Here is a 24005-nt window from a genome sequence, read left to right on the forward strand (position 1 = left end):
GTATCCGTTCGCAGTTGAACGGTTCAGGTACCTCCGAAGTATCGTCTTCATCATGCACAGATCAACAGGCGTCAACGCATTCGTAATGAATGTTTTTGATCAATGGCGTATGGAAGCGTGCTAGGACGGTCATCAACACTCACGAGGTGTCTGCCAATTCAAGTGCCCCAGGAGGTCGCTGTGCTCTCCCGCCGTACGTCCCGCCGTTTGACCACGGCCTCCGTGGCGGTCGCCGTACTCGCGCTCGGCGGCTGCACGGGCTCGGACGACGAGACCAAGTCCGCGTCGGGCACTGGCCCTTCGGTGATCGCGCCGGGCAAGCCGGGCGAGGCCGCCGAGACACTCTCGGCCGAGGAGGCCGCCAAGCAGCGCACCGACGACGACACCCCCAACTCGGCGGACGTCGACTATGCGCGCATGATGGTCGAGCATCACACCCAGGCCCTGGAGATGACCGAACTCGCCCCGAAACGCACCGAGTCGACCCAGGTGAAGCGGCTCGCCGAGCGGATCGCGGCCGCGCAGGGGCCCGAGATCGACTCCATGAACGCCTGGCTCGAGTCCCACGGCGGCGAGAAGAAGAACACCGGGCACGACCATGAGGCGATGCCGGGCATGGCGACCGAGGCGCAGCTGCAGAAGTTGCGCGCGGCGAAGGGCGAGGCGTTCGACGAGCTCTTCCTGAAGCTGATGATCACCCATCACGACGGGGCGGTCACCATGGCCACGGATGTGAAGGCCCAGGGCAACAACCTTCAGATCGAGGAGATGGCGGACGACGTGATCGCGCAGCAGACCGCCGAGATCAGCCGGATGCGCGACATGTCCTGATGCGCCCGGAGCCCTTCAGCGCCGGGCGTGGCGCGCCGTCAGCAGACCCGCGTCCCGCGCCCCGGCGATCAGCCTGAGCGCGCGGCGGCGGCTGTGGCCGGTCGCGGACATCACGGCGAGCACCGGATCCCGTCCCGCCTGCTGGGCCGCCCGGTACTCCCCGGCGACGAAGTACCGGCCCTCGATGCCGCGCAGCCGGGCGGGGCGCGCGTGCCGCTTTTCCGGATGCCCGGCTTCCGGGTGCCCGTCGCGGGACACGGCGCCCGCCGGTCCGGCCGCGCCTTCGCACGCTTCCAGGAGCGGGTCCTCGATCCAGTCCGCGAGCACCGCCAGATCGTCGAGCGAGAGTGCCGGCTGCGCGCGCACGTCCTCGATGGCGACGCAGCCGTCGCCCACCACGGCGAGCAGGTCGACCCGGGCGCCGTCGTCGAAGCTCAGCCGGACATTGCACCACGTCAGGGCGGCGTCGTTCTCCCGCACTTCCCAGGCAGGCCACACGGACACCGCACCATCCGGCCCACAGCGATCAGAAAGATCAAGAAAGGATGCTTCCAGCACACACGCAACGTAACCGCATGATCACATTCACTGCGAATAGGCACGCATACGATCCCGGCAGGGGCACCCCGTCGGCGCAGCGTCACGCTCCTCCCCTCCCCCGGCACGCGTTGCGGTGCGATGCTGGAACCACCAGCGATCTCCTCGTTCTCCTCGGGGAAGGGGTTCCGCCGTGCTGCAGGTCGCCGTCATCGGCTCGGGGCCGAGTGGGGTGTACACCGCACAGGGTCTCGTCCAGCAGAACCAGGTGTCCGGGGTCCGGGTCGACGTCCTGGACCGGCTGCCGTGCCCGTACGGCCTGGTGCGCTACGGCGTGGCACCCGACCACGAGAAGATCAAGTCACTGCAGAACAATCTGCGTACGGTCCTGGAGCACGAGCAGGTGCGGTTCCTCGGCGGGGTCCAGGTCGGCCCGGACGGACTGCCGGCCGCCCGGCTGCGGGAGCTGTACCACGCGGTCGTGTACTGCGTGGGCGCCGCCACCGACCGGCATCTCGGGGTGCCCGGCGAGGAGCTGCCGGGCAGCTGGTCGGCGACCGAGTTCGTGTCCTGGTACAGCGCCCATCCGGACGCCACCGCCGACGGCTTCGTGCTCGGCGCGCGGGCGGCGGTCGTCATCGGCGTGGGGAACGTGGCGGTGGACGTGACCCGGATGCTCGCCCGCGGTGCCGCGGAGCTGAGCCCCACCGACATGCCGCAGGGAGCACTCGCCGCGCTGGCCCACAGTCAGGTGCGGGACATTCAGATGGTGGGGCGGCGCGGCCCGTCGCAGGCCCGCTTCACCACCAAGGAACTGCGGGAGCTCGGCGGTCTGCCCGACACCGACGTGGTCGTGGACCCCGAGGAGTTGGCGCTCGATCCGGCGTACCTGGATCCCTCCGCGCTGCCCGCCGCGCAGCGCCGCAACGTCGAGGTGCTGCGCGGCTGGGCCGAGCGGCCGCCGCAGGGCGGCTCCCGGCGGATCCGGCTCCGCTTCTTCCTGCGCCCGGTCGAACTGCTCCCCCACGACGAGCGCGTGGGCGCCGTGCGCTTCGAGCGGACGCTGCCGGACGGACACGGCGGCGTGACGGGCACGGGGCAGTACGAGGACATCGAGGCGCAGCTGGTCCTGCGCTCGGTCGGCTACCGGGGAGTGCCCCTGGAGGGGCTGCCGTTCGACGCGGAGCACGGCACCGTGCCCCATCTCGCGGGCCGGGTCCTGCGGGACGGCGCGGTGGCACCCGGCGAGTACGTGGCCGGCTGGATCAAGCGGGGCCCGACAGGCGTCATCGGCACCAACCGCCCGTGCGCGAAGGAAACGGTGACCTCGCTGCTGGAGGACGCCCCCGCACTCGTACGGCGTGAGGTGCCGGCCGATCCGCTGGCCGTCCTACGGGCGGAGGGCCTGCACCCGGTCGAGTGGTCGGGCTGGCAAGCCATCGAACGGGCGGAGGCGGAGCTGGGGGCCTCACTGGGGCGGAGCGTGGTCAAGCTCCCCGACTGGCCGTCACTGTGGGAAGCGGCGCGGCAGGGTAGCGCCCTTTAAGGGGCGCGGGGCTGTATCGATTTGCGGCTCCGCCACGTGGGCGCGACCAGCCACAGCCGATCCGCACTCGACGTACCGTGCTTCCCCCCAGGGCGCTTAGCAGAGTGGCGCATGCTTCAGGGGGCATGACACCTGGCGGCAACAGACCGGAAATCAACAAACTGTTCAAGCCCCTTACGGTCACGTACAGTCCCCCGCTCCCCCGCCGCTCCTGGAGTACCCATGCCAACCACCACCCCGGCACGCCAAGTGCACCCCGTGGACGAGGTACCCCCCGTCCGCCAACTCGCCGCCTTCGGACTGCAGCACGTGCTCGCGATGTACGCGGGCGCCGTGGCGGTCCCCCTGATCGTGGGCAGCGCGATGAAACTGTCGCCCGCGGACATGGCGTACCTGATCACGGCCGACCTGCTGCTGTGCGGCATCGCGACGCTCATCCAGTGCGTGGGCTTCTGGCGCTTCGGGGTGCGGCTGCCGATCATGCAGGGGTGCACCTTCGCGGCCGTGTCGCCGATGGTGCTGATCGGTACGGGCGGCGGCGGACTGCCCGCGATCTACGGGTCGGTGATCGTCGCCGGGCTCGCGATCATCCTGCTGGCGCCGGTCTTCGGGAAGCTGCTGCGATTCTTCCCGCCGCTCGTCACGGGCACGGTGATCCTGATCATCGGGCTGTCGCTGCTGCCGGTGGCGGGCAACTGGGCGGCCGGCGGGGTGGGTTCGCCGGACTTCGGCGAGCCGAAGAACCTGGGGCTCGCGGCGTTCGTCCTCGCGGTGGTGCTCGGCGTCCAGCGGTTCGCGCCGGTGTTCCTGAGCCGGATCGCGGTGCTGATCGGCATCGCGGTGGGTCTCGCGGTCGCGGTGCCGTTCGACTTCACGGACTTCGGCGGGGTCGGCGACGCGGACTGGCTCGGCATCAGCACGCCGTTCCACTTCGGCGCCCCCACGTTCGAGGCGTCGGCGATCGCATCGATGCTGGTCGTGGCGCTGGTGACGATGACCGAGACGACCGGTGACTTCATCGCGGTCGGCGAGATGACCGACCGCAGGATCGAGCCCCGTTCGCTCGCCGACGGCCTGCGCGCCGACGGCCTGTCCACCGTTCTCGGCGGTGTCTTCAACACCTTCCCGTACACGGCGTACGCGCAGAACGTCGGCCTCGTCGGCATGACGCGGGTCCGCAGCCGCTGGGTCGTGGCCGTCGCCGGCGGCATCCTCGTCCTGCTCGGTCTGCTGCCCAAGCTGGGCGCGGTGGTCGCGGCGATACCCGCGCCGGTGCTCGGCGGCGCCGGTCTGGTCATGTTCGGCACGGTCGCCGCGAGCGGTCTGCGCACGCTCGCCCAAGTGGACTTCAAGGGCAACAACAACCTGACGGTGGTGGCCGTTTCGGTCGCCGTGGGCATGCTGCCGGTCGGCGTGCCGACGGTGTACGAGAAGTTCCCCGACTGGTTCCAGACGGTGATGAACAGCGGCATCAGCGCGGGCTGCCTGACGGCGATCGTGCTCAACCTGCTCTTCAACCACCTTCCCTCGAAGGGCGGTTCAGCTGCCCCCGAGGCGGACGGCCTGGCGAGCGGCGGCGGCCAGGACGCTGTCGAGAAGTCCCGGGAAGAGATCGTCTAGGTCGTCCCGCCGCAGCCCGTTCATCTTGGCGGTGCCCCGGTAGATCTGCCGGATCACGCCGGCCTCGCGCAGCACCCGGAAGTGGTGCGTGGTCGTGGACTTGGTGACGGGCAGGTCGAAGTGCGAACAGGAGAGCTCGTCGCCGTCGGCGGCGAGCTCTCGCACGACCTGGAGCCGCATCGGGTCGGACAGCGCGTGCAGCACGGCCTCCAGACGGATCTCCGCGCGCTCGGGGTGCGGGAGATCGCGGCTGCTACTGGTCGGGGCGGCAGTCGTCACGGCGGCTCCAGTCCGTCGGTTCCGGAGGTCTCCGGAGACTCCATTGTACGAGACCTCTCGTAGTTTGACATCCGCCGTACTACGATGCCTATCGTACGAGTCGTAACCCGGCCCCTTCCTGGAATGGAGTCCGCCGTGAGCGCGCTCTTCGAGCCCTACACCCTGCGCGATCTGACCGTCCCGAACCGGGTCTGGATGCCGCCGATGTGCCAGTACTCGGCCGCGCCCGAGGGCCCTTCGACCGGCGCCCCCAACGACTGGCACTTCGCGCACTACGCGGCGCGGGCCGCCGGCGGTACGGGCCTGATCGTCGTCGAGGCCACCGCGGTAAGCCCCGAGGGCCGGATCTCGCCGTACGACCTGGGCATCTGGAACGACACGCAGGTCGACGCGTTCCGGCGGATCACGCGCTTCCTCAAGGGACAGGGCACCGTTCCCGCGGTGCAGCTGGCGCACAGCGGCCGCAAGGGCTCGACCGACCGTCCCTGGAAGGGTGGGGCGCCGGTCGGACCCGACGCGTTCGGCTGGCAGCCGCTCGGGCCGAGCCCGCTCGCCTTCGACGACAACCACCCCGTGCCGACCGAGCTCACGGCGGACGGGATCCGGGAGGTGGTCGGCCAGTTCGCCGACGCCGCGCGACGGGCGCTCGCCGCCGGGTTCGAGGTCGCCGAAATCCACGGCGCGCACGGCTACTTGATCGGCGAGTTCCTCTCCCCGCACTCCAACCGGCGCACGGACGCCTACGGCGGCTCGTACGAGAACCGGGTGCGCTTCGCCCTCGAAGTCGTCGACGCCGTACGCGAGGTGTGGCCCGACGACAAGCCGCTGTTCTTCCGCATCTCGGCCACCGACTGGCTGGAGGAGAACGGCTGGACGGCGGACGACACGGTCCGCTTCGCTGCCGAACTGGCCGACCACGGTGTGGACCTGCTCGACGTGTCCACGGGCGGCAACGCGTCCGGCGTACACATCCCCGTAGGCCCTGGCTACCAGGTTCCCTTCGCGGCGCGCGTCAAGAGCGAGACGTCGATGGCCGTGGCCGCCGTCGGCCTCATCACCGACGTCGAGCAGGCGGAGAAGATCCTCGCCAACGGTGAGGCCGACGCCGTGCTGCTGGGCCGGGAACTGCTGCGCAACCCGTCATGGGCCCGGCACGCCGCCCGCGAACTCGGGGGCGAGGTACACGTGCCGGACCAGTACCACCGTTCCGTCTGACAGGACCTACCTCTGACGGTCGAGCCACTCCGTGAAGCGGGTCCCGGCGAGGTGGGCGTCGGGGCCGGGGAGGAGCTCGCGCCCCTGGGGGTGCGCGCCGAAGTAGCCGACGGACTCGTCGGTGACGACCTCGCGCGGGTCCTTCTCGGCCGCCAGGCCGGTGCGGACGAACTCGTCGAGGTGGAGTTCCTCGGGACCCGCCACCTCGGTGGTGCCGTTCAGCGGAGCCGCCGCGGCGGCCAGGGCGACCGCCGCCACCACGTCGTCGGACGCGAGGGGCTGGATGAGCGAGGAGGGCAGCCGGACCGTGTCGCCCTCGGTGGCCCCGGCCGCGATGCCCTTCACGAACTCGAAGAACTGGGTGGCGCGGACGATGGTGTACGGGATCCCGGAGTCCTTGATCAGCTCCTCCTGAGCGACCTTGGCGCGCAGGTAGCCCGAGTCGGGCAGCCGTTCGCTGCCCACGACGGACAGGGCGACGTGGTGTCCCACACCCGCCGCGGCCTCGGCCGCGAGGAGGTTGCCCGTGGACGTCCGGAAGAACTCCAGCACCGCGGTGTCCTCGAAGGAGGGCGAGTTGGACACGTCCACGACGACCGACGCGCCCTTCAGGGCAGCGTCCAGGCCCTCTCCGGTGACACTGTTGACGCCCGAGCTCGGGGAGGCCGGCAGGACCTCGTGGCCATCCGCCCCGAGCCTGTCCGCCAGCTTCGACCCGATGAGCCCAGTACCGCCGATCACTACGATCTTCATGAGGCAACCTTCCGGTTTCGTCGGACGGAATCGGATCTGCTCACCATGTAGACCGGACAGGGTTCGGTCTGTGACAGCCGGACTCGTTCTCCTGGCGCCCGCCTCCTACGGAGTGTCGCGAGGACGCGACAGCGACTCGACGTACGGGTCGAGCTTGGCGGGGTCCATCATCCACATGATCCGGTCGATGCCCTGCGCGGAGATGTCGACGGACAGCAGGGCGACTGCGCGGCCCTCGTGGGAGACGAGCACGGCGGGCCGGGCGTTCGCCTCGACCCATTCGATCGCGGCACCGGGCCAGAACCTCGGTGCGAAGGCCGCCAGGTACTTGGCCACCCGGGCACTGCCGACCACCGGGATCCTCGACGCGCCACGCGCTCCCCCGCCGTCCGAGTAGCTGACGACGTCCTCGGCGAGCAGCTCTTCGAGTGCCGCGAGATCACCCGTCTGCGCCGCCGCCAGGAAGACCTCGAGCAGCCGCAGGTGCTCACCGGCGGCCACGGGCTTCCGCCGCTCGGCGGCCAGGCGTCTGCGCGCCCTGCTGACCAGCTGCCGGACATTGGCCTGCCCCGTTTCGAGAATGGCGGCGATCTGCTCGTACGGGTAGTCGAACGCCTCTCTGAGGACGTAGGCCGCCCGTTCCGTCGGTTTCAGCTTCTCCATGAGAAGGAGCACCGCGAGCTCCAGCGCCTCGCCGCGTTCGGCCCCCACCTGCGGGTCGACGCTCGTGTCCACCGGCTCGGGGAGCCAGGGACCGACATGCGTCTCACGGCGCACCCGCGCGGACTGCGCGATGTTGATCGCCAGTCGGGTCGCCACGGTGGCGAGGTAGGCGGGCGGGTCGAGGACGACCGTCCGGTCCGTCGACTGCCAGCGCAGCCAGGTCTCCTGGACCACGTCCTCGGCCTCCGCCGCGCTGCCGAGCATGCGGTAGGCGATGCCGAACAGCTGCGGCTGTACACCGACGAAGACCGTCGCGGCCTCGTCGAGCGCGCTTTTCTCCGGCTGGTCCGACTCCATCGCCGCTGCTCCCTGCGCCGCCGTGTGCCGCTCCGGTGAACATGCGAATTGTTTCACGCGGTACCGGGGTCACGCGGGAGGCTGTGTCACGCGGGGGGGCTGTGGTGACCACGACACCAGGGTCTTCGCCCTCAGCCGGTCTTCCACCCCCACTGGGGACCGACCCGCTCCCATTCCATGTCCCACTGTTCCATCCGTCGCTGCTCCAGGCCCCCGCGGACCAGCCGCCCGCCCGCGAAGGGCAAGGCCGCGGCGCCCACGCCCACCAGCGTTCCGATCATCGCCGCGCGCAGGCGGGCCTGGGCCTCCGAGGCGGGCTTGGTGACGAGGCGGCCGTCGGGGTCGGTCCACACGGTGACCGGGGTGCCGGCCGTGCTGCCGGGCTGGACCCGGGTCTGCCCCTCGTGGGCCGAACCGTCGTCCGCGGTCCAGCGGACCTCGGCCCACACCCGCTCGGCACCGGACGCGGTGGTCCCGGGCGCGCGCTCGGTGAGCTGCGCGAGTACGGGGCGCCACTCGGCGCGCTCCCGGGCGAGGCTCTGCTCGACCGACTGCGCGGCCGCCAGACCCGCGAGCACCCCGGCGAGCAGGGTGAGCGTCCACGCGGCGAGCACGGTCCAGGCCTCCAGTGTGTCGCTGCGGCGCCGCAGCGGATTGGGCCACCAACGCCACAGCAACGCCCTCGGACCACGTAATGCCGCCATCGCAGGCCCCTCCCTCATCACGAGCACACCGGATGCCCTCCCATACGGGAGCGGCCGCCTGGTTGCTCACGAGACGTACCCCACATCTCCGATCCCCTGAAGAATCGCTCTGACCTGCGTCGATGGCGCGTCGGGGGGTGACTGTCAGTGCCGGGGTGCAGACTGGCCCGTGTCTGAGACGACGCCCTGACACGACAACCTGAGACAACGACGTCCGGAGGTGTTCGGCATGGCCGAGGTACTGCTCACGGTAGGCACGCGCAAGGGACTGTTCATCGGACGACGGCGCGGCGGCGCCTGGGAGTTCGACGACAGTGCGTACTTCAACGCGCAGGCGGTGTACTCGATCGCCATCGACACCCGGGGGGATGTCCCACGGCTCCTCGTCGGCGGGGACAGCGCGCACTGGGGCCCGTCCGTGTTCCACTCCGACGACCTGGGCCGCACGTGGACCGAGCCGGCCAAGGCCGCCGTCAAGTTCCCCCAGGACACGGGGGCTTCGCTGGAGCGGGTGTGGCAGCTGCACCCGGCGGCGGCCGAGCCGGACGTGGTGTACGCGGGCACGGAACCGGCGGCGCTGTACCGCTCGACGGACCGCGGCGAGTCCTTCGAGCTGGTCCGTCCTCTCTGGGAGCACCCCACGCGCTCGCAGTGGGTGCCGGGCGGCGGCGGAGAGGGCCTGCACACCGTCCTGACCGACGCGCGTGACCCCCGCGCGGTGACGGTCGCCGTCTCCACGGCCGGCGTCTTCCGTACGAAGGACGGCGGGGAGAGCTGGGAGCCCTCCAACTCCGGTGTCTCGGCGGTGTTCCTGCCCGATCCGAACCCGGAGTTCGGCCAGTGCGTGCACAAGATCGCGCAGGACGCGGCGACGCCGGACCGCCTGTACCTGCAGAACCACTGGGGTGTCTACCGCAGCGACGACGCGGGGGCGCACTGGACGGACATCGGCGAGGGCCTGCCGTCCACGTTCGGCTTCGCCGCGGCCGCCCACCCGCATCGCGGTGACACCGCGTACGTCTTCCCCATCACCGCCGACTCGGACCGCGTCCCCGCCGACCACCGGTGTCGGGTCTTCCGCACGGCGGACGCGGGCAAGACCTGGGAGCCGCTCTCGGCGGGGCTGCCGCAGGAGGACCACTACGGCACGGTGCTGCGCGACGCGCTGTGCACGGACGGCGCCGACCCGGCGGGCGTGTACTTCGGCAACCGCAACGGCGAGGTGTTCGCGTCGGCCGACGACGGGGACAGCTGGCAGCAGTTGGCGTCGCATCTGCCCGACGTGCTCTGCGTACGGGCCGCGGTGATCGATTGAGCCCCGGCACCCCCCTGAGGCCCGGCAGCCGTCCGCGCCCCAACACCCGCCGCCGTCACCGCACATACCACTTCGGGCCGTGCGGCGACGACCGGTTGATCGACCACTCGTGCACGGCAGTAGGGTGACGCCGTGGCACCACGACCGTTGCATGAAATCGTCGAACCGGGCTGGGCCAAGGCCCTGGAACCCGTAGCCGGACGCATCGCCGAGATGGGGGACTTCCTGCGCGCGGAGATCGCCGCGGGACGCACCTACCTCCCGGCGGGGCCGAACGTGCTGCGCGCCTTCCAACAGCCCTTCGACGACGTCCGGGTCCTCATCGTCGGCCAGGACCCGTATCCGACTCCGGGACACGCGGTGGGGCTGTCGTTCTCGGTCGCGCCCGAGGTGCGGCCGCTGCCCGGCAGCCTCATCAACATCTACCGGGAGCTGACCACCGACCTGGGCCTGCCGCCGCCGTCGAACGGTGATCTGACCCCGTGGACCCAGCAGGGCGTGCTGTTGCTCAACAGGGCGCTCACCACGGCCCCGCGCCGCCCCGCCGCGCACCGCGGCAAGGGCTGGGAAGAGGTCACCGAGCAGGCGATACGGGCGCTGGCCGCGCGGGGACGGCCGCTGGTGTCGATCCTGTGGGGGCGCGATGCCCGCAACCTCCGGCCCCTGCTGGGCGACCTGCCGTCGGTGGAGTCGTCCCACCCGTCACCGATGTCGGCGGACCGCGGCTTCTTCGGCTCGCGTCCGTTCAGCCGGGCCAACGACCTGCTGGCCCGGCAGGGCGGCGCCCCCGTGGACTGGCGGCTGCCGTGACCCGTCCCGGCGGGGTGTCGGGCGTACTGGGTGTGGACTCCGGGGGTTCGGGACTGCGTGCCGTGCTGGCGGTCGACGGCGGCCGGCTCACCTCTCCCCTGAGGTCCAAGGAGCCGGTGCGCACCGGTCCTCGCGGCATCGACGCCGGGCATCTTCTCGAACAACTGGTGCCGATGGCCCGGCAGTTGATGGTCGACAGCGGGGTGGGCACGCTCCGGGCCGTGGCCATCGGCGCCGCCGGTCTCACCACCCTGGGCGACTCGCTGCGCGCCGAATTGCCGTCGGCGCTGGCCCGCGAACTCGGCGTAGGGAGGCTCGCGCTGGTCGCCGACGCCGTCACGGCGTACACGGGTGCGCTGGGCCAGCGGGTGGGCGCGGTCGTCGCGGCCGGCACGGGGATGATCGCCGTCGGCACGGACCTGCGGAGCTGGCGCAGGGCGGACGGCTGGGGCCATCTGCTCGGTGACTGCGGCAGCGGCGCGTGGATCGGGCGAGCCGGACTCGAGGCGGCCCTGCGCGCCGACGACGGACGGCCCGGCGGCTCGGCCGTACTCCTGGCGCGCGCCGAGGCGATGTTCGGCCCGGCCTCGGCGTTGCCGGGACAGCTGTACCCGCGCTCGGACCGCCCTGCCGTGCTCGCCTCCTTCGCGCCCGAGGTGGCCGCCTGCGCCGACCACGACCCGGTGGCGGCGGACATCCTGGCCGCCGCGGCCCGGCACATCGCCGACTCGGCGGTCGCGGTGTGCCCCACCATGGCGGACATTTCACCCGAAGAAGACGCGAACGGGATCTCGGGACAGGGCTCAGGAGGGGACCCAGGACGGAGCCCGGGCGAGGTCCAAGTCGCTCTCACGGGTGGGCTGTTCAAGATGGGCGACCCTCTCCTCGTACCACTGCGGGCGGCCCTGGCGGAGCAACTGCCGTACGCGCGGCAGGTCCCGGCCGCGGGCGGCCCGCTGGACGGTGCCGTGCGTATCGCTGCGGACCTGGCCGACGGCCGGCTGACGCTGCCGCGCGACGACAGCATGTTGTACGTCGTGACGGACGCCACGGACGCGACGGGCACCCGCCCGCCGGACCACTCGCCTTGATCGGTAGATAAGCAGTGAGATCAATCCGTACGTAACTCATCAGACAAAACCGGACGGATACCGCTCACCTGCACCCTCCCCGAACAGGGGAGCCCAGGAAACCAGTAACATGCGGCGCCATGAGCTCCCCCACTGGGCCCGCGTCCGGCCTGCCAGTACGAATGCCGCGACCCCGTCAGCCCGGTCGGCACCGCCGTCCGGAACCGCTGGCGGCTCCCGAGGGCGCGCCCGCGTTCGTCCTCGCGGTGCCGGGCACGCCCAGCGCCGCCACCCGCAGCCTCGCCGAGGAGGTCGTGAGCATCGCGCGCTCCGAGCTGCCCGGCCTCGACGCCCGGATCGGGTACCTCGACGGGGACGACTCGGAGTTCCCCACACTCCAGTCCGTGCTCGTGCACGCCGCCGAGGAGCGCGTCGCGCGCTTCGAGCAGGCCCGCGCCGCCGGTGTGGACGTGACGGAGCCGGACGGCCCCGTCGCCGTGGTCGTGCCGCTGCTCGCGGGGCCGGACAGCGCGCTGCTGCGCCGGGTCCGCCAGGCCGTCATGGACAGCCGCGTGGCGGCCGACCTGACCGATGTGCTCGGCCCGCATCCGCTGCTCGCGGAGGCGCTGCACGTGCGCCTGTCCGAGGCGGGTCTGGCGCGCGCCGACCGCGCCCGGCTGTTCACCGTGGCCACCGCCGCGGACGGCATCATCCTGGCGTCCGTGGGCGGCGACGAGGCCGTGCAGGCGGCCGGGATCACCGGCATGCTGCTCGCCGCGAGACTCGCCGTGCCCGTGATGGCGGCGGCGCTCGACGAGGAGGGCGCGATCGCGGCCACCGCCGAGCAGCTGCGCTCCTCGGGCTCCCAGCAGCTGGCGCTCGCCCCGTACCTGATCGGCCCCGAGCTCGACGCGGGTCTGCTCGACGCCGCCGCGAAGGAAGCGGGCTGCTCCGCCGCCGAGGCGCTGGGCCCGTACCCGGCGATCGGCAAGCTGGCGCTCGGCAAGTACACGACCGCGCTGGGCATCGCCCCTCAGCAGCCGCAGGGCGCGCCGGTCCGCTGACCCGCCCGCGGTCACACGCGCACACACCCCGAAGGGCCCGCTCCGCTGTCCGGAGCCGGGCCCTTCGGGGTTTCGACAGGTTCCGCAGGACAGCGCGCCTGCCGGCCTAGTCGAGCACCACGCAGGACGCCGCGGGCGCCTTGACCGACCCGCCGCGACCGGGCACGCCCGTGTCCGGGTCCACCACGAACCAGGTGACGTCTCCGGAGCGCTCGTTCGCCACGTACAGGAAGCGCCCGGTCGGATCGAGGGCGAGCGCCCGTGGCCAGGCGCCGCCGGACGGCACCGTGGCGACCAGCCGCAGCCCCTCGCCGACCGGGCCGGGTACGAACACCGACAGGACGTCCTGGCCGCGCGTGGCGGTCCATACGAAGCGGCCGTCGGGCGACACGACGATGCCGGACGGGTAGGCGTCGCCGTCGGGCAGGTCCGGCAGCACGGAGGTCTCCGCGACCGGCCGGAGCACGCCGTCGGCGGCGTCCCAGCGGCAGGCGGTGACGGTGGGCGCGAGCTCGTTGAGGACGTAGGCACGCTCGCCGTCCGGGTGGAACGCCAGGTGGCGCGGCCCCGAGCCGGGCCGCAGCGCGATCTCGCGATGCAGGGCGAGCGCCCCGTCGCGCAGCGCGCACACCCGCACCGAGTCGGTCCCGAGGTCGACGCTCACGGCCCATCGGCGGCTCGGGTCGGGCTGCACGTGGTGGGCGTGCGGGCCCTGCTGGCGCTGGGCGTGCGGGCCGGAGCCCGCGTGCCGCAGCACGCCGGAGGCGGCGGCGAGGCTCCCGTCGTGGCGGACGGGTACGGCGGTGACGCTACCGGAGCCGTAGTTGGCGGTCAGGACGTGCCCGTCGAACAGGCTCAGATGGGTGGGCCCGCTGCCGCCGACCGGCACCAACGGGCCCGCCAGGGACGGCTCGTCGCCCTTCAGCCGGTACGCGGCGAGCGCACCCTGCGCCGTCTCGCTCACCGCGTAGAGCATGTCCCCGCCGGGTGACAGGGCGAGATACGAGGGATCGGCGACGCTGTTCACGGCGCTCAGCAGCGTCAGGGCACCACTCTCCTCGTCCACGGCCGCGGTGAGGACGCCGAGGCCTCCCGCCGCCGTGAACGAGCCGATGTACGCCCGTCGCTGCCGTCCGCCACCGTCTGCCACTGCCGTCCCCTCTCGGTGCCGTGCTATTCGGGGCGACGGTAGCAGCCAAAGGCCTAGACCAAGCCGGAACCCTCGTCCGTCTCGCCGCACGCCCGTGCGCGCGCCTCCGGATGGTGCACATAGGCGGGATGCCGCTCCACCGCCTCGTACGTCCGGTGGAAGACCGGTGTGGCGCTGCCCGAGATGGGCGGCACGATCCAGGACCAGTCCGCGCCGACCGAGCGGCCCCTGCGCTCCTCACGTCCGAGGTGGGCGAGGAAGCGGCGGGACTCGGTGTGGTGGTCGGTGACCGTGACGCCGGCGCGGTCGAAGGAGTGCAGCACGGAGCGGTTGAGCTCGACGAGCGCGCGGTCCTTCCAGAGGGAGCGGTCGCTGCGCGTGTCGAGACCCAGGCGGTCGGCGATGTGCGGCAGCAGGTCGTAGCGGTCGGCGTCGGCGAGATTGCGGGCGCCGATCTCCGTACCCATGTACCAGCCGTTGAAGGGCGCGGCCGGATAGCAGATGCCGCCGATCTCCAGGCACATGTTGGCGAGGGCCGGAACGGCGTGCCAGCGCAGGCCGAGTCCGCGCCACCACGTGTACTCGGGGTGGGCGAGCGGCACTTCGAGCACCGCGTCGTCCGGCAGCGCGAACCAGCGGGGCTTGTCGTCGATGCCCTGGATGACCAGGGGCAGTACGTCGAAGGGGGTTCCGGGGCCGCCCGGCCAGCCGAGCCGGCGGGCGAGCTCGGTGATGCCCGCGTTGCGCGGATCGCCGGTGACACGGCCGTCGGGGCGCCGGTAGCCGGCGTACCGGATGAGCTGCTCGTTCCAGATGCGCGGGCCCGGCCGGCCCGGCTGGTCCGGGGCAAGGACCGTGATGAGCGCGCGGATCCGGCCGCCGCGGGTCGCCTCCCGCAGATGGTCGGCGCACGCCTCGGCGACGCCCTCCGCGTCCGTGACGTCCCTGCGGTCGCGTACGCGCAGGGAGTGCCAGTAGAGCCGCCCGATGCAGCGGTTGGCGTTGCGCCAGGCGACCCGGGCGCCGAAGGTGAGTTCGTCCGTGGTGTGCCGGTACGTTCCCGAGTCCGCGATCGCCGCGTGCGCGGCGGCGATCCGGCGGGCCGGGTCCCCGAGCCGTTCCTCGGTGTGGTGCAGGACGATGAACTCGGCGGCGGCGAGGAAGAGGTGCCGGCGGACGGCCTGGGACGCGGATTCCGGTGCGGCCTGCGCGGTCGGCTGCTCGGCTGCGGCCGACGGGGGCGGATGCTCGACGAGGTGTCCGCCGGTCGTCGCGGTCGCCGGGCCGCGATCGTGCCGCTCGGCCGACGCCGAAAGGCCCGGGTGTGCGTCGTCCGAACCGCCCCGAGGGCACCGATCGGCCGGGACCCGGTCCAGCCACCCGCCCGGCCCCTCGCCCGTCGGCGACGGAACCCCCGCGCTCCCTCCGTCCCTGAGACGTTGTCCGGTTCTGCGCGGGATCTTCCGCATGGCGCACCCCCAGGCGGCTCCGCCCGCGGGCCGCTCCCGCACGACCCGCGGGCTCCGTGCGTCTGATAGCCGCGGGATTACCCGCCCCGTGGCCTGATCCACCCTCTACGTGGCCGGTGAAACTGCCTCATTCAGGGGCGAGTTGTCCAACTCGCGGGCGCTCGGCGAAGGTTCAGGCGCCCACGGCGGAGGAGCCACGCAGTGGTGTGGCCAGTGCGGCGAGCGCTCGTTCCAGGCCATGGAGATGGGCCAGAGCCTGCTCGGCCCCGGGGTGGTGGCCCTCGGCTCCAGGGTGGTGGCCCGGCACGCCCTGGGCGGCCGTCACGGCGCGTTCCGGTACCGCGCCGACCAGAACCTCCACCGCGGCCTCGACGCGCCCGCAGGCAGCGGTGAGGCGGACGTCGTGGGAGGCGTCCGGGTCGGCGGCGACGGCCGCGAGACCGCGTACCTCCCGGGCGCAGTCGTCGAGGAGCGCGAGCACCTGCCGGGCCCGGGCCTTGCGCGCCCGCATCGGGTTGAGCGGGTGGACCAGGGGCGCGAGCGCGAACCGGACCCGGCCGAGCACCGCCTCCAGCTCCGCGGCCTGCGGGGCGGGATCGGCGCCCGGATCCCCGGCGAGGCGCCGGGCCGCCGCCGCGGTGCAGCCGTGCACGGCACGCACGGCCTGGCCCACCCAGCGGTCGGTGACCGCGTGCGTGGTGACCGGCAGGATCAGGGCGACGGCGAGTGCGGCACCGAGCGCGCCGGCGCCGGTCTCGGCGAGGCGCAGCCCCAGCAGGCCCGGGTGCAGCACACCGAGCAGCCCGTACAGCAGGCCCGCCATGACGGTCACGAAGAACATCATCCAGCTGTACGAGAGCGCGGCGGTGTAGAAGATCCCCCAGACGCAGACGGCCACGATCGCCGCCGTGGGCGCGGGGGCGCCGTCCAGCGGTACGGCGATCAGCAGCCCGGCCACGATGCCGGTGACCGTGCCGACGACGCGCCGGAAGCCGCGTACGAGGGTCTCGCCGCGCGAGGAGGTGTTGACGAAGATCCACCAGGCGGTGCCGACGGCCCAGTACCAGCGCTCGTGCGACAGGACCTGGCCCGCGGCGATCGCGAAGGCGCAGGCCGCTGTCGCCTGGAGGGCCTGCCGGGTGGTCGGCCGGGCAAGCCCGCGGCCGGCCGGCGCGGCGGGCGCGAGGGGCGGCGGGGTGCGCCGTTCGATGCACCACGCGCCGAACCGCACCGCCGAGGACGCGGCCAGCGACAGCGCCATCGCGGCGTACAGCTGCGGGAGTTGGCCGGGTACGGCGTGCAGGAACTGCGTGATGAAGAAGGTCATGAACGCGAAGATGCCGAGCGCGTGTCCGCGCGGCCCCCAGCGGCGGGCGTACACCCCGCAGAAGATCACCGCGAGCCAGGTCGCGTCGCGCACGGTCGGCATCGCGTGCAGCGTGGTCGCGAGGGCGAGCACCGGGAAGCCGACGACGGGCAGCAGGGCGGTGGTGACCGCCTGGCCGCGCACGGTCGGGTCACCGACCGTGAACAGCGCGAGCAGCGCGGCGAGACCGCCCGTGATCGAGGCGGGCAGCGAGAGTCCGGCGAGCTCCGACGCGGTCACCGCGAGACCGATACCGAGCACCGCCCGCAGCGAGACCCGCAGCCGTGCCAGGCCCGGATCCGGAGCCATGAACATCTTCTTCACCGTCGGCAGCCCGCCCCCACTTCGCGTCGACCCCACCTTCAGAACAGCCTTCAGGACATGGGAATGGCGCCACGGGTCCGGATCCGGCTTCCTCGCCGTCCGGCGCTTCGCGGCGCCATGTATACCGACAAGGTAAGCAAGGAAGGGGCAGTGGCTCAACAGGCTCGTGATCGGCTGGGCCATTGGTACAGTCGGGCACGATCGGCCCAGACCGCAGGGAGGCCAACGGACCATGGCCGTCGACGAACTCGACACCCGCATCCTGCGTCTGCTCCTGGAGCAGCCCCGCACCAGCGTCCGCGAATACGCCCGCACCCTCGGCATCGCCCGCGGCACGCTGCAGGCGCGGCTCGACCGGCTGGAGCGGGACGGCGTGATCACCGGCACGGGTCCCTCGCTCTCCCCCGCCGCGCTCGGCCACCCGGTGCTCGCGTTCGTACACATCGAGGTCACCCAGGGTCATCTCGACGACGTGGGGGACGCGCTGGCCGCCGTACCGGAGATCATCGAGGCGTTCTCGATCACCGGCGGCGGGGATCTGCTGACCCGGGTCGTCGCGCGGGACAACGGGCATCTGGAGGATGTGATCCAGGCGCTGATCAGCCTGCCGGGGGTCGTCCGCACCCGCACCGAGGTGGCGCTGCGCGAGCGGGTGCCGCAGCGGGTGCTGCCGTTGGTGGAGTCGATCGGCCGGACGGCTCGGGGCTGACCATTGGCATCCTGGACGCCATGAGCACTCTCGGCAGCACTTCGGTCATCTTCGATCTCGACGGAACACTCGTGGACAGCGAGCCGAACTACTACGAGGCAGGACGGCAGACCCTCGCCGAGCAGGGCATCACGGACTTCACCTGGGCCGACCACGAGCAGTACGTCGGCATCAGCACCCAGGAGACGCTGGCGCGCTGGAAGGAGCGGTACGACCTCGACGCCCCGCTCGACGTGCTCCTCGCGGACAAGAACCGGCGCTATCTGGAGCTGGCCCGCGCATCCACCCGTGTTTACCCGGAGATGCGGAAGTTCGTGGAGCTGCTGGCCGGGGACGGTATGCCGATGGCCGTGGCCTCCGGTTCCTCGCGCGCGGCCATCGAGGCGATCCTGGAAGGCACGGGGCTGTCCGCGTATCTGCGGACGATCGTCTCGGCGGAGGAGGTCACCCGGGGAAAGCCCGCGCCCGACGTCTTCCTGGAGGCCGCGCGCCGGCTCGGGGCGGATCCGGCGGACTGCGTGGTCCTGGAGGACGCCGCGCCCGGTGCCGCGGCGGCGTACGCGGCCGGGATGCGGTGTATCGCCGTCCCGTATGTCGCGGGGCAGGCCGATGATCCGGCGTTCGCCACGGCGGGGTTGCTTCTGCGCGGCGGCCAGGCCGAGTTCACCGCTCGGACCGCGTACGACTGGCTCCGCCCGGGAGCGACTCGGTCCGCCTGACGGGCCCGGTCCCCCGGGGAGCGGAGGAAAGCGAGTCGCGAGGATGCCTGAACCGCAGCCGGGAACGTGAGTGGCCCCGCCTCGAGGGCGGGGCCACTCACGATGGGCCGGCTCAGGTCGGTCGGTTCTACGCGCCGCTCGCCTTGAGCATGTCCTCACGCTCGACGAGCTTCACCCGCTCGCGGCCCTGCGGTTCGCCCAGAGCCTTCTCCGCGGCGTCGAGGCGGTACCAGCCCTCCCATGTGGTGAAGCGGACGTTCCGCTCGTCGAGGAACGCGTCCACGGATTCCGGAGCGGGTGAAACGGGCGTTTGCAAACGGCCGTTGGCGTGGTCGTCCAGCAGGCTCGCGACCGTCTCGTTGGCGTCGCCCTTGGTGTGACCGATCAGGCCGACCGGGCCACGGCGGATCCAGCCGGTGACATACGTCGACTGCAGGTGCTCGCCGGTCTCCTCGATCACCCGGCCGGCCTTGTCCGGGACCGTGCCCGACTCGACGTCCCAGGGCAGCTTCGGCAGCTTGTCGGACAGGTAGCCCACCGCGCGGTAGACCGCGCCGAGGTCCCAGTCCTTGAACTCGCCGGTGCCCTTGACGTTGCCGGTGCCGTCGAGGGCGGTGCGCTCGGTGCGCAGACCGACGACCTTGCCGTCCTCGCCGAGGATCTCGGTGGGCGACTCGAAGAAGTGCAGGAACAGCTTGTGCGGCCGGTCGCCGACGTCGCGGATGGCCCAGTTCTCCAGGGTCTTGGCGACCATGTCGGCCTGCTTGTTGCCGCGCCGCGTCGCGATCGAGCCGTCGTCGTAGTCGATGTCCTCGGGGTCGACGATGACCTCGATGTTCGGCGAGTGGTCCAGCTCCCGCAGCTCCATCGGGCTGAACTTCGCCTGCGCCGGGCCGCGGCGGCCGAAGACATGGACCTCCAAGGCCTTGTTGGCCTTGAGACCGTCGTGGACGTTCTGCGGGATCTCCGTCGGCAGGAGTTCGTCCGCGGTCTTGGCCAGGATGCGCGCCACGTCGAGCGCGACGTTGCCGACGCCGAGGACGGCGACCTTCTCCGCCTCCAGCGGCCAGGTCCGCGGCACGTCCGGGTGCCCGTCGTACCAGGAGACGAAGTCCGCCGCGCCGTACGAGCCGTCGAGGTTGATGCCGGGTATGTCGAGGGCCCGGTCGGCCGTCGCGCCCGTGGAGAAGATCACCGCGTCGTAGAAGGCACGCAGGTCGTCCAGGTTGATGTCCCCGGGGTAGTCGACGTTGCCGAAGAGGCGGATCTGCGGCTTGTCGAGCACCTGGTGCAGGGCCGTGATGATGCCCTTGATGCGGGGGTGGTCGGGGGCGACGCCATAACGGATCAGACCGAACGGAGCAGGCATCCGCTCGAAGAGGTCGATGGACACACCGGGCTCGACAGCCACTGCGGACTTCAACAGCGCGTCGGCGGCGTAGATCCCGGCGGGACCGGCTCCGACAATGGCTACCCGCAGGGCGCGAGGCATGATCAGGTTCCCTTCGAACGATGATCGATCAGAAGTTCTCACCGGGAGCCTAAACTAAGGCATGCCTAAGTCAGTAGTCGGGCCGGATCTATGACCTCATAAGGCCGCTTTATGAGCCATCGCGCATGATGCGAGCCGGGCCAGGGGCGGCGGCCGTGCCGGCTCAGCTGTCGTAGTCGACGGCCAGGGTCTCGGAGACCGGATACGACTGGCAGGTCAGGACGTACCCCGCGTCGACCTCGGCGGTTTCGAGGGCGAAGTTGCGACGCATGTCGGCCTTACCGTCGGTGACCAGGGCCCGGCAAGTGCCGCAGACGCCGCCCTTGCAGGCGAAGGGCAGGTCGGGGCGGGTCTTCTGGGCGCCGTCGAGGATGCTCCGGTCCCGGGCGAGGGCGGAGGTCGTGGAACGCCCGTCGAGGGTGATGGTGACCTCACTGACGGGCCCCTCGGTGGCGGCCTCTTCGTGACGCACCTCTCGTACGGGCTCGTCGTCGGCGTAGAACAGCTCCTGGTGGACGCGGCCGTCGGGCACCCCGAGGCCGGCCAGGACCCGCCGGGCGTCGCGGACCATGCCGTGCGGGCCGCACAGCCACCAGTGGTCGGCGGACTTCACGTCGACCAGCGCGTCGATGAGCGCCGAGAGCCGGTCGGCGTCGAGGCGGCCGGACAGCACCTCGGCCTCACGGGGCTCGCGGGACAGCACATGGGCGAGCTGGAAACGGGCCGGGTACAGATCCTTCAGGTCCGCCAATTCGTCGGCGAACATCACGGTGTCGGTGCGCCGGTTGCCGTAGAAGAGCGTGACGGACGAGCGGGAGTCCGCGGCCAGGACGGACTCGGCGATGGAGAGCATGGGCGTGATGCCGGAGCCCGCCGCGATCAGCACGTGACGGCCGGACGTGGTGAGGTCGGGGATGAAGGCGCCGGTGGGAGCCATCACCTCGACGGTGTCGCCGGGACGTACGTCATGCACGAGCCACGCCGAGAACAGACCGCCCGGCACCACCCGCACACCGATACGCGGCACCGAACCGGCAGGGGAACAGATCGAGTACGAGCGCCGCTCGTCCCGTCCGTCGATCTCGCGCCGCAGCGTGAGCGACTGCCCGGGCTCGAAGGCGAACTCCTCGGCCAGTTCCTCCGGGATCTCGAAGCTGACGGCCGCCGCGTCCTCGCACAGCGGCTGAACGCCGGCGACGCGCAGGGTGTGGAAGGCCGGGCGACGGCGGACGCGCGGACGCACCGCCGGTGCGGGAGCAGCGGCGGGGGCGGGGCCGGCCGGGTCCATCAGGTCTCCCATCGGCTCTTCCCTCAGGCCTTCCATCAGATCTCCTTGACGTACTCGAACGGCTCGCGGCAGGCGCGGCAGCGCCACAGCGCCTTGCAGGACGTGGCGGCGAAGCGGGAGGTCTCCTCGGTGTCCGCCGAACCGCAGCGCGGGCACGCCACCGTGCGGCGGGTGGGCGACAGCACGAGCGGCACCGGACCCGCGGCGCGGCGGGGTGCGGCCCCGGGCGGGGCGATGCCGTGCTCGGCGAGCTTGCGGCGGCCTTCCGGGGTGATCCAGTCGCTGGTCCAGGGCGGGTCGAGGACCGTGCGGATCTCCACGCGCGCGTACCCCGCGTCACGCAGCCGCGCCGCCACGCCCGCGCGCATCTCGGCCATCGCCGGACAGCCCGAGTAGGTCGGCGTCAGACTCGCGACCACGGTGCCGTCCCCGGTCACCTCGACATCGCGCAGCACGCCCAGGTCGGCCAGGGTCAGCATGGGCAGCTCGGGATCCGGCACCCGCTCGGCGATGCGCCGGGCGTGCCGCGCGTCCGTCAGTACGGTCACCATGTCGCCTCCGGATGTGCACGGGCCACGCTCTGCAACTCGGCCAGCAGCGGCGCCAGATGCTCGGTGTGCTCCCCCGCGCGGCCGGCACCGGGCAGCGGCCGGTAGACCGGCATGGGCAGTCCGCCCGCCTCGGTGACCTGCCGCAGCACGGCGACGACCTCGTCCCGTACGTCGTGCGCCGTGAACAACTCGCCGAAGTACGGGGCGACTTGCTCCAGGGCCTTACGCATCCGGCGGTGGGACTCCTGCGTACCGTCACCCAGGCGCACCGCCCACTCGGCCGCGTACTGCCGGTGGTACGTCAGCTCCTTGACGCCCTTCGCGGCGATCGCCGCGAGGACGGGGTCGGGGTGCGACGAGAGCTCCTCGAAGTGCGCGAGCCGCCAACTGGACAGCACCAGCAGCCGCACGATCGAGAACGCGAAGTCCCCGCCCGGCAGTTCGGCCAGACGTACGTTGCGGAAGTCCCCCGCGTCCCGGAAGTAGGCGTACGCGTCCTCGCCGCGCCCGGAGCCGTCGACCTGGCCGGCGCGCGCGTACAGCAGGCGGGCCTGGCCGAGCAGGTCGAGACCGATGTTGGCCAGCGCGACCTCCTCCTCCAACTCGGGGGCGCGGGTGGTCCATTCGGCCAGTCGCTGGGCGGATACGAGCGCATCGTCGGCGAGGGCCACGCAGTCGGCGGCCAGCCGGCCGGTGTCGACGCCCTCGGGCACGGCGGTGTCCACACCGTGCAGGGGGTCCTCGAAGCCGGTGCCGTACGCCCAGCGGGAGTCGTCCTCGTGTCCCTCGGCGAGGGTCATGTAGACGTGGTCGTCGTTCATGCCCTGCTCCTCAGATGTGCGGGACGTCGTCGGGGATGTCGTAGAACGTCGGGTGGCGATAGACCTTGTCGGCGCTCGGCGCGAAGAAGGGGTCCTTCTCGTCGCGCGTGGAGGCGGCGATGTGCTCCGAACGCACCACCCAGATCGAGACGCCCTCGTTGCGCCGGGTGTACAGGTCGCGCGCGTGGGTGAGGGCCATGGCGTCGTCGGCGGCGTGCAGCGAGCCCACGTGGACGTGGTTCAGGCCGCGCTTGCCGCGCACGAAGACCTCGTACAGCGGCCAGTCGCCCTTGTTGGTCCCGCTCATGCCGCCGTCCCCTTCCGTGCCCGGTCCGCCTGCTTGGCCGCGTGGGCGGTGGCCGCCTCCCGTACCCAGGCGCCCTCCTCGTGGGCGGACCTGCGCCGCTCCGTCCGCTGGGCGTTGCACGGCCCGTCGCCGCCGATGACCCGCTTGAGCTCGGACCAGTCAGGTGTGCCGAAGTCGTGGTGGCCGCGCTCGTCGTTCCAGCGCAGCTCCGGGTCGGGCAGCGTGACGCCGAGCTTCTCGGCCTGCGGAACGGTCATGTCGACGAACCGCTGGCGCAGCTCGTCGTTGGTGTGCCGCTTGATCTTCCAGGCCATGGAAGCCGCCGAGTTGGGCGAGTCACCGTCGGGCGGACCGAACATCATGAGTGACGGCCACCACCAGCGGTCCACGGCGTCCTGGACCATGGCCTTCTGCGCCTCCGTGCCGCGCATCATCGTCATCAACAGCTCGTAGCCCTGCCGCTGGTGGAACGACTCCTCCTTGCAGATCCGCACCATCGCGCGCGCGTACGGCCCGTACGAACTCCTGCACAGCGGCACCTGGTTGCAGATCGCGGCGCCATCCACGAACCAGCCGATGACGCCGACGTCGGCGAAGCTCAGCGTCGGGTAGTTGAAGATCGACGAGTACTTCTGGCGCCCTTCGATCAGCCGCTCGGTCAGGTCCGCACGGTCGGCACCCAGGGTCTCGGCCGCCGAGTACAGATACAGCCCGTGCCCGGCCTCGTCCTGCACCTTGGCGAAGAGGATCGCCTTGCGACGCAGCGACGGCGCACGCGTGATCCACTCGCCCTCCGGCTGCATGCCGATGATCTCCGAGTGGGCGTGCTGCGCGATCTGCCGGACGAGCGTCTTGCGGTAGCCGTCCGGCATCCAGTCGCGCGGCTCGATCCGCTGGTCCCGCGCGATCGTCGCGTCGAAGTGCTCCTGCAACCGCTCCTGGGGTGGCGCCTCGGCGGAGTGTGTCGTCGTCATCGATACCAGCTTCCCAACCGACCATTCGTTCGGTACCAGTGTGACGTGTTTCCGGCAGCCGGGCAAGACCC

The 24005-nt window shown here is 71.8% G+C and carries 24 protein-coding genes; 10 read left to right on the forward strand and 14 right to left on the reverse strand.

Features of this window, described 5'->3' with window-relative positions; all coding sequences use genetic code 11:
• Positions 1-180: 180 nt before the first annotated feature.
• Positions 181-831, forward strand: a complete 651-nt coding sequence (locus tag GAS53_RS14625) for a DUF305 domain-containing protein (RefSeq protein ID WP_225858922.1) — start codon at positions 181-183, stop codon at positions 829-831.
• Between the two features lie 15 nt (positions 832-846).
• Here the strand turns inward: GAS53_RS14625 and GAS53_RS14630 are convergent, their stop codons facing one another.
• Positions 847-1335 (reverse strand): DUF6214 family protein, encoded by a 489-nt coding sequence (locus GAS53_RS14630; protein ID WP_151477973.1) that lies wholly within the window; start codon positions 1333-1335, stop codon positions 847-849.
• A gap of 226 nt (positions 1336-1561) precedes the next feature.
• On the opposite strand from GAS53_RS14630, the gene GAS53_RS14635 reads away from it, so the two are divergent.
• Together GAS53_RS14635 and GAS53_RS14640 are read left to right on the forward strand one after the other, a co-directional pair.
• Complete coding sequence (locus tag GAS53_RS14635; RefSeq protein WP_151477974.1) at positions 1562-2914, forward strand: FAD-dependent oxidoreductase; 1353 nt, start codon at positions 1562-1564, stop codon at positions 2912-2914.
• Positions 2915-3136: 222 nt separating this feature from the next.
• A complete protein-coding gene (locus GAS53_RS14640; protein WP_151477975.1) occupies positions 3137-4534 on the forward strand; it encodes a nucleobase:cation symporter-2 family protein in 1398 nt (465 codons plus the stop codon).
• Here the strand turns inward: GAS53_RS14640 and GAS53_RS14645 are convergent.
• On the reverse strand, positions 4454-4813 hold the full coding sequence (locus GAS53_RS14645; RefSeq protein WP_151477976.1) for an ArsR/SmtB family transcription factor: 360 nt from the start codon (positions 4811-4813) through the stop codon (positions 4454-4456). The two genes, GAS53_RS14640 and GAS53_RS14645, sit on opposite strands and share 81 nt — an antisense overlap.
• Before the next feature lie 135 nt (positions 4814-4948).
• On the opposite strand from GAS53_RS14645, the gene GAS53_RS14650 reads away from it, so the two are divergent.
• Positions 4949-6028, forward strand: a complete 1080-nt coding sequence (locus tag GAS53_RS14650; protein WP_151477977.1) for an NADH:flavin oxidoreductase/NADH oxidase — start codon at positions 4949-4951, stop codon at positions 6026-6028.
• Between the two features lie 6 nt (positions 6029-6034).
• On the opposite strand, the gene GAS53_RS14655 is transcribed toward GAS53_RS14650, so the two are convergent.
• The 3 genes from GAS53_RS14655 to GAS53_RS14665 all read right to left on the reverse strand — a co-directional run bounded on the left by GAS53_RS14655 (position 6035) and on the right by GAS53_RS14665 (position 8505).
• Positions 6035-6781, reverse strand: a complete 747-nt coding sequence (locus GAS53_RS14655) for an SDR family oxidoreductase (protein ID WP_151477978.1) — start codon at positions 6779-6781, stop codon at positions 6035-6037.
• A gap of 105 nt (positions 6782-6886) precedes the next feature.
• Complete coding sequence (locus tag GAS53_RS14660; RefSeq protein WP_151477980.1) at positions 6887-7801, reverse strand: RNA polymerase sigma-70 factor; 915 nt, start codon at positions 7799-7801, stop codon at positions 6887-6889.
• Between the two features lie 131 nt (positions 7802-7932).
• Positions 7933-8505 (reverse strand): Rv1733c family protein, encoded by a 573-nt coding sequence (locus GAS53_RS14665; protein ID WP_151477981.1) that lies wholly within the window; start codon positions 8503-8505, stop codon positions 7933-7935.
• 229 nt (positions 8506-8734) lie between these two features.
• On the opposite strand from GAS53_RS14665, the gene GAS53_RS14670 reads away from it, so the two are divergent.
• The 4 genes from GAS53_RS14670 (at position 8735) to GAS53_RS14685 (ending at position 12764) form a co-directional block, all read left to right on the forward strand.
• Complete coding sequence (locus GAS53_RS14670; protein ID WP_151477982.1) at positions 8735-9820, forward strand: WD40/YVTN/BNR-like repeat-containing protein; 1086 nt, start codon at positions 8735-8737, stop codon at positions 9818-9820.
• Positions 9821-9952: 132 nt separating this feature from the next.
• Positions 9953-10630, forward strand: coding sequence for a uracil-DNA glycosylase (locus GAS53_RS14675; protein WP_151477983.1), 678 nt, complete (start codon positions 9953-9955; stop codon positions 10628-10630).
• Positions 10627-11721, forward strand: coding sequence for an N-acetylglucosamine kinase (locus GAS53_RS14680; protein ID WP_225858917.1), 1095 nt, complete (start codon positions 10627-10629; stop codon positions 11719-11721). Before GAS53_RS14675 ends, GAS53_RS14680 begins: the two co-directional genes overlap by 4 nt.
• Positions 11722-11840: 119 nt before the next feature.
• Entirely contained in the window at positions 11841-12764 is a 924-nt protein-coding gene (locus tag GAS53_RS14685) for a sirohydrochlorin chelatase (RefSeq protein WP_151477984.1), read from the forward strand.
• Between the two features lie 106 nt (positions 12765-12870).
• On the opposite strand, the gene GAS53_RS14690 is transcribed toward GAS53_RS14685, so the two are convergent.
• From GAS53_RS14690 to GAS53_RS14700, 3 genes are all read right to left on the reverse strand, one after another.
• On the reverse strand, positions 12871-13914 hold the full coding sequence (locus GAS53_RS14690) for a lactonase family protein (RefSeq protein ID WP_151477985.1): 1044 nt from the start codon (positions 13912-13914) through the stop codon (positions 12871-12873).
• Positions 13915-13967: 53 nt separating this feature from the next.
• Complete coding sequence (locus GAS53_RS14695; RefSeq protein ID WP_263974140.1) at positions 13968-15425, reverse strand: nitric oxide synthase oxygenase; 1458 nt, start codon at positions 15423-15425, stop codon at positions 13968-13970.
• 130 nt (positions 15426-15555) lie between these two features.
• Positions 15556-17064, reverse strand: coding sequence for an FUSC family protein (locus GAS53_RS14700; protein WP_151478038.1), 1509 nt, complete (start codon positions 17062-17064; stop codon positions 15556-15558).
• Positions 17065-17305: 241 nt separating this feature from the next.
• Here GAS53_RS14700 and GAS53_RS14705 point away from each other — a divergent pair, with 241 nt between their 5' ends.
• Complete coding sequence (locus GAS53_RS14705; RefSeq protein ID WP_151477986.1) at positions 17306-17782, forward strand: Lrp/AsnC family transcriptional regulator; 477 nt, start codon at positions 17306-17308, stop codon at positions 17780-17782.
• 20 nt (positions 17783-17802) lie between these two features.
• Positions 17803-18501: an HAD family hydrolase gene (locus GAS53_RS14710; RefSeq protein ID WP_151477987.1), complete on the forward strand. Its 699-nt coding sequence runs from the start codon at positions 17803-17805 to the stop codon at positions 18499-18501.
• A 127-nt stretch (positions 18502-18628) separates the two neighbouring features.
• On the opposite strand, the gene GAS53_RS14715 is transcribed toward GAS53_RS14710, so the two are convergent.
• The 6 genes from GAS53_RS14715 to paaA all read right to left on the reverse strand — a co-directional run bounded on the left by GAS53_RS14715 (position 18629) and on the right by paaA (position 23934).
• The gene (locus GAS53_RS14715; protein WP_151477988.1) at positions 18629-19993 is read right to left on the reverse strand and encodes an FAD-dependent oxidoreductase; all 1365 of its coding nucleotides are present in this window, start codon (positions 19991-19993) and stop codon (positions 18629-18631) included.
• Positions 19994-20156: 163 nt separating this feature from the next.
• Positions 20157-21317, reverse strand: a complete 1161-nt coding sequence (paaE, locus tag GAS53_RS14720) for a 1,2-phenylacetyl-CoA epoxidase subunit PaaE (protein ID WP_151477990.1) — start codon at positions 21315-21317, stop codon at positions 20157-20159.
• Positions 21317-21832: a 1,2-phenylacetyl-CoA epoxidase subunit PaaD gene (gene paaD, locus GAS53_RS14725; protein ID WP_151477991.1), complete on the reverse strand. Its 516-nt coding sequence runs from the start codon at positions 21830-21832 to the stop codon at positions 21317-21319. Before paaD ends, paaE begins: the two co-directional genes overlap by 1 nt.
• Positions 21826-22653, reverse strand: a complete 828-nt coding sequence (gene paaC / locus GAS53_RS14730) for a 1,2-phenylacetyl-CoA epoxidase subunit PaaC (RefSeq protein WP_151477992.1) — start codon at positions 22651-22653, stop codon at positions 21826-21828. The genes paaD and paaC overlap by 7 nt, the downstream gene beginning before the upstream one ends.
• 10 nt (positions 22654-22663) lie before the next feature.
• Positions 22664-22960, reverse strand: a complete 297-nt coding sequence (paaB, locus tag GAS53_RS14735; RefSeq protein WP_151477993.1) for a 1,2-phenylacetyl-CoA epoxidase subunit PaaB — start codon at positions 22958-22960, stop codon at positions 22664-22666.
• Complete coding sequence (paaA, locus tag GAS53_RS14740) at positions 22957-23934, reverse strand: 1,2-phenylacetyl-CoA epoxidase subunit PaaA (RefSeq protein ID WP_151477995.1); 978 nt, start codon at positions 23932-23934, stop codon at positions 22957-22959. The genes paaB and paaA overlap by 4 nt, the downstream gene beginning before the upstream one ends.
• Between the last annotated feature and the right edge of the window lie 71 nt (positions 23935-24005).

The organism is Streptomyces albicerus, from assembly GCF_008905045.1.
GTDB classification, from domain to species: domain Bacteria; phylum Actinomycetota; class Actinomycetes; order Streptomycetales; family Streptomycetaceae; genus Streptomyces; species Streptomyces albicerus.